8 protein-coding genes are annotated in these 9,192 nt (G+C 72.6%); 1 reads left to right on the forward strand and 7 read right to left on the reverse strand.

From position 1 onward, the window contains the following. Window positions 1-88: 88 nt before the first annotated feature. The 6 genes from ACFXA3_RS22720 to ACFXA3_RS22745 all read right to left on the reverse strand — a co-directional run bounded on the left by ACFXA3_RS22720 (window position 89) and on the right by ACFXA3_RS22745 (window position 7,361). Window positions 89-2,260, reverse strand: a complete 2,172-nt coding sequence (locus ACFXA3_RS22720) for a 3-hydroxyacyl-CoA dehydrogenase NAD-binding domain-containing protein (protein ID WP_385189356.1) — start codon at window positions 2,258-2,260, stop codon at window positions 89-91. 46 nt (window positions 2,261-2,306) lie between these two features. Further along, complete coding sequence (locus ACFXA3_RS22725; RefSeq protein WP_385189359.1) at window positions 2,307-3,521, reverse strand: acetyl-CoA C-acetyltransferase; 1,215 nt, start codon at window positions 3,519-3,521, stop codon at window positions 2,307-2,309. A 23-nt stretch (window positions 3,522-3,544) separates the two neighbouring features. Next, window positions 3,545-4,687, reverse strand: coding sequence for an acyl-CoA dehydrogenase family protein (locus ACFXA3_RS22730; protein ID WP_385189361.1), 1,143 nt, complete (start codon window positions 4,685-4,687; stop codon window positions 3,545-3,547). Window positions 4,688-4,696: 9 nt separating this feature from the next. Then, entirely contained in the window at window positions 4,697-5,722 is a 1,026-nt protein-coding gene (locus ACFXA3_RS22735) for an LLM class F420-dependent oxidoreductase (protein ID WP_385189363.1), read from the reverse strand. After that, entirely contained in the window at window positions 5,722-6,864 is a 1,143-nt protein-coding gene (locus ACFXA3_RS22740; RefSeq protein WP_385189366.1) for a CaiB/BaiF CoA transferase family protein, read from the reverse strand. The genes ACFXA3_RS22735 and ACFXA3_RS22740 overlap by 1 nt, the downstream gene beginning before the upstream one ends. 104 nt (window positions 6,865-6,968) lie before the next feature. Then, the gene (locus ACFXA3_RS22745; RefSeq protein WP_385189367.1) at window positions 6,969-7,361 is read right to left on the reverse strand and encodes an MmcQ/YjbR family DNA-binding protein; all 393 of its coding nucleotides are present in this window, start codon (window positions 7,359-7,361) and stop codon (window positions 6,969-6,971) included. Window positions 7,362-7,525: 164 nt separating this feature from the next. Here ACFXA3_RS22745 and ACFXA3_RS22750 point away from each other — a divergent pair, with 164 nt between their 5' ends. Beyond that, complete coding sequence (locus tag ACFXA3_RS22750; RefSeq protein WP_385189369.1) at window positions 7,526-8,791, forward strand: saccharopine dehydrogenase family protein; 1,266 nt, start codon at window positions 7,526-7,528, stop codon at window positions 8,789-8,791. Window positions 8,792-8,894: 103 nt separating this feature from the next. Here the strand turns inward: ACFXA3_RS22750 and ACFXA3_RS22755 are convergent. Beyond that, on the reverse strand, window positions 8,895-9,192 hold a 298-nt coding region (locus ACFXA3_RS22755; protein ID WP_385189372.1), incomplete at its 5' end, for an endonuclease V.

Genomic DNA, 9,192 nt, shown 5'->3' on the forward strand with positions numbered 1-9,192 from the left:
GTGTTTGTTCTCACCCCCCCCCCACCCCCGCCCCCCCGCGCCCCCCCCCCCCCCCGCGGGCTCCGGGTGAACACCGCCCGCGCCGCGGTCAGTCGGCGTACGTCTCGCCGCGCCCGGCCTTCTCGACCAGCGAGGCCGGCGGGGTGAAGCGCTCGCCGTACTTCTCGGCCAGTTCGCGGGAGCGGGCTACGAAGCCGGGCAGGCCGCCCTCGTAGCCGTTGATGTACTGGATCACGCCGCCGGTCCAGGCCGGGAAGCCGATCCCCATGATGGAGCCGATGTTGGCGTCGGCGATCGAGGTCAGCACGCCTTCGTCGAGGCAGCGGACGGTGTCCAGGGCCTCGGAGAACAGCATCCGCTCCTTCATGTCCTCGAAGGGGATCTCCGCGTCCGGCCTGGCGAAGTGCTCGCGCAGGCCGGGCCAGATGCCGGCGCGCTTGCCGGCCTCGTCGTACGCGTAGAACCCGGCTCCGCCGCTGCGGCCGGGGCGGCCGAACTCGTCGACCATCCGGTCGATGACCGCGTCCGCGGGGTGCGCGGTCCAGGTGCGGCCCTCGGCCTCGAAGGCCTTGCGGGTCTCGTTGCGGATCTTGCGCGGGAGGGTGAGGGTGAGCTCGTCCATCAGGGAGAGCACCTTGGCCGGGTAGCCGGCCTGGGCGGCGGCCTGCTCGACGGACGCGGGCTCGATGCCCTCGCCGACCATCGCCACGCCCTCGTTGATGAACTGGCCGATGACGCGCGAGGTGAAGAACCCGCGCGAGTCGTTGACCACGATCGGGGTCTTGTTGATCTGCCGTACGAGGTCGAAGGCGCGGGCGATGGCCTCGTCGCCGGTGCGCTCACCCTTGATGATCTCCACGAGCGGCATCTTGTCGACGGGCGAGAAGAAGTGCAGTCCGATGAAGTCCTCGGGGCGCGAAACGCCTTCCGCGAGGCCCGTGATGGGCAGCGTGGAGGTGTTGGAGCACAGCAGTGCGTCCGGGGCGATGACGTCCTGGATCTCCTGGAACACCTTGTGCTTGAGGGAGGTGTCCTCGAAGACGGCCTCGATGACGGCGTCGCAGCCGGCCAGGTCGGCGGCCTCGGCGGTCGGCGTGATCCGGGCGAGGAGTTCGGCGCGCTGGGCCTCGGTCGTACGGCCGCGGGCGAACGCCTTGTCGAGCAGGCCCTCGGAGTACGCCTTGCCCTTGGCCGCGGCCTCGGGGGTGACGTCCTTGAGCACCACCTCGATGCCCGCGCGGGCGCAGGAGTACGCGATGCCGGCGCCCATCATGCCGGCGCCGAGGACGGCGACCTTGCGGACCTGTCGCGGCTCGATGCCCTGCGGGCGGCTGCGGCCGGCGTTGACGGCCTGGAGGTCGAAGAAGAACGCCTGGATCATGTTCTTGGCGGTCTGCCCGGTGACCAGCTCGGTGAAGTAGCGGGCCTCGATGGTCAGCGCGGTCTCGAAGTCCACCTGGGCGCCCTCGACGGCGCAGGCCAGGATGTTGCGCGGGGCCGGGTACGGGGCGCCGTTCAGCTGCTTCTTCAGGTTGGCGGGGAACGCCGGGAGGTTGGCGGCGAAGCGCGGGTTGGACGGCGTACCGCCGGGGATCTTGTAGCCGGGAACGTCCCAGGGCTGCCTGGACTCGGGGTTCGCGTCGATGAAGGCGCGGGCCTTGGCGAGCATCTCCTCGGGGGTGGCGGCCAGTTCGTGCACGAGGCCGTTGTCCAGGGCGCGCTGCGGGTTGTACTGGGTGCCCTGGAGCAGCACCTTGAGCAGCGCGTCGGCGATGCCCATCAGGCGCACGGTACGGGTGACGCCGCCGCCGGCCGGGAGCAGGCCGAGGGTGACCTCGGGCAGGCCGATCTTGGAGCCGGGGGCGTCGAGGGCGACGCGGTGGTGGGAGGCGAGGCAGATCTCGTACCCGCCGCCCAGGGCGGCGCCGTTGACGGCGGCGACGACGGGCTTGCCGAGGGTCTCGATGCGGCGCAGCGATCGCTTGATCTCGGTGCCGGTGTCGAAGGCGACCTGTGCGTGCTCGGGGCGCAGCCCGATCATGTCCTTGAGGTCGCCTCCCGCGAAGAAGGTCTTCTTGGCGGAGGTGTAGATGATGCCGCGGATGGAGTCCTTCTCGGCCTCGGCGCGGTCGGCGATCGCCGCGATGGAGTCCTTGAAGGCCTGGTTCATCGTGTTGGCGGACTGGTTGGGGTCGTCGAGGGTCAGGGTGACGACGCCGGTCTCGTCCTGTTCCCAGCGGATCGTGGTGGACTCGCTCATGGTCACTGCTTTCGTATCGGAGGCGGGATCAGGGTTCAGGACGGGTTCAGAGGCGCTCGACGACGGTGGCGACGCCCATGCCGCCGCCGACGCAGAGGGTGACGAGCCCGTAGCGCTTGTCCTGGCGCTCCAGTTCGTCGATGACGGTGCCGAGCAGCATCGCGCCGGTGGCGCCGAGCGGGTGGCCGAGCGCGATCGCGCCGCCGTTGACGTTGACCTTGTCGAGGGAGACGCCCATGTCCTTGACGAAGCGCAGGACGACGCCGGCGAAGGCCTCGTTCATCTCGATCAGGTCGATGTCGTCGATGGTCAGGCCGGCCTTGGCGAGGGCCTTGCGGGTGGCCGGGGCGGGGCCGGTGAGCATGATGGTGGGCTCGGAGCCGGACACGGCGGCCGACACGATGCGGGCGCGGGGCGCCAGGCCGTTGCGCTCGCCGGCCTCGCGGGTGCCGATGGCGACGAGCGAGGCGCCGTCGACGATGCCGGAGGAGTTGCCGGCGTGGTGGACGTGGTCGATCTTCTCGATCCAGTGGTACTTCTGCAGGGCGACGGCGTCGAAGCCGCCGAGGTCGCCGATGTCCGCGAAGGACGGCTTGAGCCCCGCGAGGGTGTCGGCGGTGGTGCCGGGACGGACGAACTCCTCGTGCTCCAGGACGACCAGGCCGTTGCGGTCGGTGACCGGGACCACGGACTTCGCGAAGCGGCCGTCCTTGATGGCGGCGGCGGCCCGCTCCTGGGAGAGGGCGGCGTACTCGTCCACGTCGCGGCGGGAGAAGCCCTCGATGGTGGCGATCAGGTCGGCGCCGATGCCCTGGGGGACGAAGCCGGTGTCCCAGTTGGTCATCGGGTCGTTGAACCAGGCGCCGCCGTCGGAGGCCATCGGGACGCGGGACATGGACTCCACGCCGCCCGCGAGGACGAGGTCCTCCCAGCCGGAGCGGACCTTGGCGGCGGCCAGGTTGACGGCCTCCAGGCCCGAGGCACAGAAGCGGTTCTCCTGTACACCGGCGACGGTGTCCGGGAGCCCTGCGGCGATGGCCGCGATGCGGGCGATGTCGGAGCCCTGGTCGCCGACCGGGCCGACCACGCCGAGGACGATGTCGTCGATGGTGGCCGGGTCCAGGCCGGGGTTGCGCTCGCGCAGCGCGTGGGTGAGGCCGACGACCAGGTCGATCGGCTTGGTGCCGTGCAGGGCGCCGTTGGCCTTGCCGCGGCCGCGCGGCGTGCGGATCGCGTCGTATACGTAAGCTTCGGTGCTCACTGGTCAAGCCTTTCGAGGGGGAGTTATCCGAGCAGGGAACGGCCGATGATCTCTTTCATGATCTCGGTCGTGCCGCCGTAGATGGTCTGGATGCGGCCGTCGGTGAAGGCCCGGGCGACCGGATATTCGCTCATGTAGCCGTATCCGCCGTGCAGTTGCAGGCAGCGGTCGGCGACCCGCTTCTGGAGTTCCGTCGCCCACCACTTGGCCATCGAGGCGTGGACGTGGTCCAGCTCGCCGTTGGAGTGGTCGACGATGCAGCGGTCCAGGAACGTGCGGGTGACGGCGCACTCGGTGGCCATCTCCGCTATCTCGAACCGGATGTGCTGGAGCTTGGAGAGCGGCCGCCCGAAGGCCTCGCGCTCCTTCACGTACCGGGTGGTGATCTCCAGCAGGTGCTCGGCGGCGGCGATGCCGGCCATCGCGATGCCCATCCGCTCCTGCGCGAGGTTGGTCATCAGGTGCACGAAGGCGCCGTTCAGCTCGCCCAGCAGGTTCTCCTTGGGGACGCGCACGTCGTGGAAGAACAGCTCGGCGGTGTCCTGCGCCTTCTGGCCGATCTTGTCGAGGTTGCGGCCGCGTTCGAAGCCCTCGGTGCCCCGCTCGACGACCAGCAGCGACAGGCCGTGCGCCCCGCCCTCCGGGGTGGTCTTGGCGACCACGATCACCAGGTCGGCGAGGATGCCGTTGGAGATGAAGGTCTTGGAGCCGTTGAGCACCCAGTGGTCGCCCCGGTCCTCCGCGCTGGTCCGGATCCCCTGGAGGTCGGAGCCCGCGCCCGGTTCGGTCATCGCGATCGCCGTGATGGTCTCGCCGGAGCAGAAGCCGGGCAGCCAGCGCCGCTTCTGCTCCTCGGTGGCGAGCGAGGTCAGGTACGGGCCGATGACGTCGTTGTGCAGGCCGATCGCGAGGCCCGCCGCGCCGGCCCGGGTGAACTCCTCGGCGATCACGGCGGCGTACCGGAAGTCGGTGTTCCCGCCGCCCCCGTACTCCTCGGGGACGGCCAGGCCCAGCAGGCCCTGCCGGCCGGCGGCACGCCAGGCCTCGCGGCTGACGATGCCGTCCTTCTCCCACTGCTCGTAGTGCGGCAGCACCTCCTTGGTGAGGAAGGTGCGGACCGTTTCGCGGAACGCCTCGTGGTCGGCGTCGAAGATGCGGCGTTGCATCGGGGCCCCCTAGAGCCAGCTCTTGACGGTTTCGATCAGCCGGGCCGGCTCGGCACCGACGGGTGTGACGTTGAGCATGGTGACGCCGGCCTCCCGGAAGGCCTCGACGCGCTCGCGCACGTAGCCCTCGGGCCCGCACAGCGTCATGAGTTCGCAGAACTCGTCCGGGACGGCCGCCGCGGCGTCGCGCTTGCGGCCGGAGAGGTAGAGCTCCTGGATCTTCCGGGCCTCCTCCTCGTACCCGTAGGCGACGGCGAGGTCGTTGTAGAAGTTCTTGCCGACGGCGCCCATGCCGCCGACGTACAGCGCGATCTGCGGGCGCGCGAGGTCCCGTACGGCGGCCGCGTCCTCGCCGATCGCGAGGAGTCCGCCCGCCACGGTCTGCAGCGGGCCGAGCCCGGGGTCGCGCAGGGCCGCGCCCTCGGCGAGGGCGCTCCCCCACACCGCGCGGGCCTTCTCCGGGATGAACAGGGTGGGCAGCCAGCCGTCGGCGATCTCGGCCGTCATCCGCACGTTGGCGGGACCGAGCGAGGCGATGTGGACGGGGACCGCGTCGCGCACCGGCCGGGTGAGGATCTTCAGCGGCTTGCCGTGCCGGCCGCCCTTCTCGGGCGGCAGGGGCATGTCGGTGATGCCGTGGTGGTCGATCGTCTCGCGGCGCCAGATCCGGCGGCACAGCTCGACGGTCTCCCGGGTCCGGCCGAGCGGCTTGTCGTACGGCTTCCCGTGCCAGCCCTCGACGACCTGCGGGCCGGAGGCGCCCAGGCCCAGGAGCGCGCGGCCGCCGGAGACCGCGTCGAGTCCGGCCGCCGTCTGGGCGATGAGGGCGGGCGTGCGGGAGTAGACGTTGAGGATGGCCGAGCCGATCTTCATCCGCTCGGTACGGGCCGCCAGATAGCCCATGATCGTCGGGGAGTCGAAGCCCCAGGCCTCGGCGACCCACACGGCGTCGAGCCCGGCCGCCTCCAGCGCCGCCGCCTCGTCGGCGGCCCGGCGCGGGTCCCCCGCGTAGTCCAGCATCATGGACAGTTCCATCAGTCGTCCTTCGTGAGCAGGGCCGGCACGTCCCAGTCGGCGGCCACGGACTCGGTGTGCGCTCCCGGCCGGGCGGGTCCGGAGGTGACGCGGGTCGGGGTCGCGGAGAACCGCGGGGCGGGGGCGGGCTGGGTGATCCCGCCGGACTCGGTGAAGGTCCCGCGGGCGGCCAGGTGCGGGTGGAGCGGCGCCTCGCCGAGGGACAGTACGGGCGCCACGCAGGCGTCGGAGCCCTCGAAGACCACCGTCCACTCCTGGCGCGTACGGGACTTGAAGCGGGCGGCGACCGTCTCGCGGAGCTCGCCCCAGCGGGCCACGTCCTTGCGGGCCGGGGCCTGTTCCCCGATGCCGAGCAGCTCGACGAAGGTGTCGTAGAACTGCTGCTCCAGGGCGCCGACCGCCATGTACCCGCCGTCGGAGGTCTCGTACGTGCCGTAGAAGGGGCAGCCGCCGTCGAGGAGGTTGGCCCCGCGCCGGTCCTGCCAGCCGCCGGCCGCCATCATCCCGTGGATCATGGCGGTGAGGTGTGCGGTGCCGTCGACGATGGCCGCGTCCACGACCTGGCCCGCGCCGCCGGGGGTCTGCGCGTGCCGGAGGGCCGCGAGGACGCCGATGACCAGGTACAGCGAGCCGCCCGCGTAGTCCCCGACCAGGTTCGCGGGGACGGCCGGCGGCTCGCCCGGGTTCCCGATCATGCCGAGGGCGCCGGTGACGGCGATGTACGCGATGTCGTGCCCGGCGGTGTGCGCGAGCGGGCCGTCCTGGCCCCAGCCCGTCATCCGGCCGTAGACCAGCCCGGGGTTCCGGGCGTGGCAGTCGGCGGGGCCGACGCCGAGCCGCTCCGCGACCCCGGGGCGCAGCCCCTCGATCAGCACGTCGGCCCGCTCGACCAGATCCAGCACGCGGGCGGGACCGCCGGCTGCCTTCAGGTCGATCAGGACGGAGCGCTTGCCGCGGTTGGTGACGTCGTAGGCCGGGTCGACCGCGAGGGCGCCGCCGCCGGGGCGGTCCACCCGTACGACGTCCGCGCCCAGGTCGGCGAGGAGCATGGCGGCGAACGGGCCCGGGCCGATGCCCGCCAGTTCGACGACGCGCACGCCCGCGAGCGGGCCGCTGCCGGGCACGTTCCCTGTCACTGCCATCGAGCCCCCAGCATCCCCGGCGCCACCGCCGCCACCTGTGTGACACAACCGATGTAACACCAGCGATGCTAGGAACGCGTTCCACTCAGCACAAGAGCAACCGCTTAGCCGGTTGACTCGTTTCGTGCGTCGAGTTCCTTCAGGTGCCGTTTGAGGGCGACCGTGCGGTAGCTCTCCTCGACCCACTCGCACAACACGTCGAGGGAGGGCGCACCCTTCTCCCCCAACGGCAGCGAGACCCATCCGGCCTTCCCCAGCCCGTACCCGGTCGGCTCCGCCCCGGGCGCGGTCATGGCATGGCCGTGCAGCGCCTCGTCCTTGAGCTTCACGGAGATTCCCGGCGGCCGGGGGCCGTCGGCGTTGCCCAGGAACACGAAGATCTTCTTGTTGACCTTCACCACGCAGTCCTCGGGACCCCAGGGGAATTCCTCCGCGGCCTCCGGCAGTCCCCGGGCAAACTCCCGCACCGCCTCCCACTTGCGCACCGCAGTCCTCATGGACGCCTCCGCTCGGCACAGGTCGCACCTGCTCGCACTCGCAGTCGGTCCTCACGCTAGCGCCGACCTCCGGTCACGGCAGTCCGGCCGGCCGCGAGGCGCTGTTCGTCCGGCACGCGCCGCGCGCTAGCCTCGGCCACCGACAGCAGCGGGGAGGAGCCCTGATGGACGAAGAGGTTCGGCAGACCGACGGAGCCGCGGGACACGAACGGGACCGGGACACGGGCCGGGACGGGGACGCGCACCGGGACGGGGACACGGGCCGGCCCCATGACGTGGTGCTCTTCGGGGCGACCGGGTTCGTCGGAGCCCTCACCGCCGAGTACCTCGCCGCGCACGCCCCCGCCGACTGCCGGTGGGCCCTCGCCGGCCGCGACCTCGGGAAACTGGAGCGGCTGCGCGAACGCCTGGCCGCACTCCACCCCGGCTGCGCGTCGCTCCCACTGCTGCGCGTGGACGCCGCGGACGCGACCGCCGTACGGGAACTCGCCGCCTCCACCCGGGTCCTGGCCACCACCGTCGGACCGTACGTCCTGTACGGCGCGGAGCTCGTCGCCGCCTGCGCGGAGGCCGGCACGGACTACGTGGACCTCACCGGCGAGCCGGAGTTCGTGGACCGGACGTACGTCCGGCACGACGCCCGGGCCCGGGAGAGCGGCGCGCGCCTGGTGCACGCCTGCGGCTTCGACTCGATCCCGGCCGACCTCGGCGCGTACTTCACCGTGGGACAGCTGCCGGACGGCGTCCCGCTCCGGGTGGACGGGTTCATGCGGTCCAACGCCGCCTTCTCCGGCGGGACCCTCGCCTCCGCCCTGACGGCCATGGGCCGCGGAACACAGACGCTGGCCGCCGCGCACGAGCGCCGCCTGCACGAGCCCCGGCTGCCGGAGCGGCGCGTACGCGGCCCCCTCGGCGCACCGCGGTACAGCCGGGAGACCGGCACCTGGGCGCTGCCGCTGCCGACCCTGGACCCCCGCGTCGTGACCCGCTCGGCGGCGGCGCTGGAGCGGTACGGCCCGGACTTCCGCTACCGGCAGTACGCCTCGGTCAAGCACCTCCCGGTCGCCGTCGGCGGTGTGGCCGCGATCGGCGCGACGGTGGCCATGGCCCAGCTCCCGGCGGCGCGACGGTGGCTGATGGGCCGCTGGCAGCCGGGCAGCGGGCCGGACGCGGAGCGCCGGGCACGCAGCTGGTTCACGGTCCGCTTCGTGGGCGAGGGCGGCGGCCGCCGCGTGTTCACCGAGGTCTCGGGCGGCGACCCGGGCTACGGCGAGACCGCCAAGATGCTGGCGGAATCGGCGCTGTGCCTCGCGTACGACGCCCTGCCGGAGCGCGCCGGCCAGCTCACCACCGCGGTGGCGATGGGCGACGCCCTGCTGGACCGCCTCCAGAAGGCCGGCATCCGCTTCCGGGTGGTGGCGGTGCGGTAAGGGCCGGGGGCGCCGGTGCGGTAAGGGCCGGGGGCGCCGGGGCGCGGCCGGTGTCGGGGGGCCTGCGTCGGGGGGTGCCTGCGTCGGGGGGCGGCGTCGGGGGTCAGGAGGCTTCGCGCAGGGCCCGCCTGCACAGCGAGTCGGCGTGCCGCGTGGACTCGGGGATCCGGAAACGGGGGCTCAGCGCGAGCGCGTGGGCGCAGGCGTTGTCGAGCGAGACCCGGTGGCCCACGGAGACGTACACCGGCTTGATCCCGTCCTGCGTGCGCAGCGCCCGCCCGACGACGGCGCCGTCGGCCGCGACCAGCGGCGCGGCGTCGCCGCGCCGGGGCCCGGGCGCCTCGGGTGTGTCCGTGTACGGGGTGTTCGCCACCCCCCTGCTGGGCAGCCCCGTGGCCACG

The sequence above is a fragment of the Streptomyces sp. NPDC059456 genome (genome assembly GCF_042750055.1).
Lineage (GTDB): Bacteria > Actinomycetota > Actinomycetes > Streptomycetales > Streptomycetaceae > Streptomyces.

Coding starts and splice junctions, on each gene's coding strand:
- ACFXA3_RS22720 (WP_385189356.1), bottom strand. CDS start 2,260: ATGAGCGAGTCCACCACGATCCGCTGGGAACAGGACGAGACCGGCGTC.
- ACFXA3_RS22730 (WP_385189361.1), bottom strand. CDS start 4,687: ATGCAACGCCGCATCTTCGACGCCGACCACGAGGCGTTCCGCGAAACG.
- ACFXA3_RS22735 (WP_385189363.1), bottom strand. CDS start 5,722: ATGGAACTGTCCATGATGCTGGACTACGCGGGGGACCCGCGCCGGGCC.
- ACFXA3_RS22740 (WP_385189366.1), bottom strand. CDS start 6,864: ATGGCAGTGACAGGGAACGTGCCCGGCAGCGGCCCGCTCGCGGGCGTG.
- ACFXA3_RS22745 (WP_385189367.1), bottom strand. CDS start 7,361: ATGAGGACTGCGGTGCGCAAGTGGGAGGCGGTGCGGGAGTTTGCCCGG.
- ACFXA3_RS22750 (WP_385189369.1), top strand. CDS start 7,526: ATGGACGAAGAGGTTCGGCAGACCGACGGAGCCGCGGGACACGAACGG.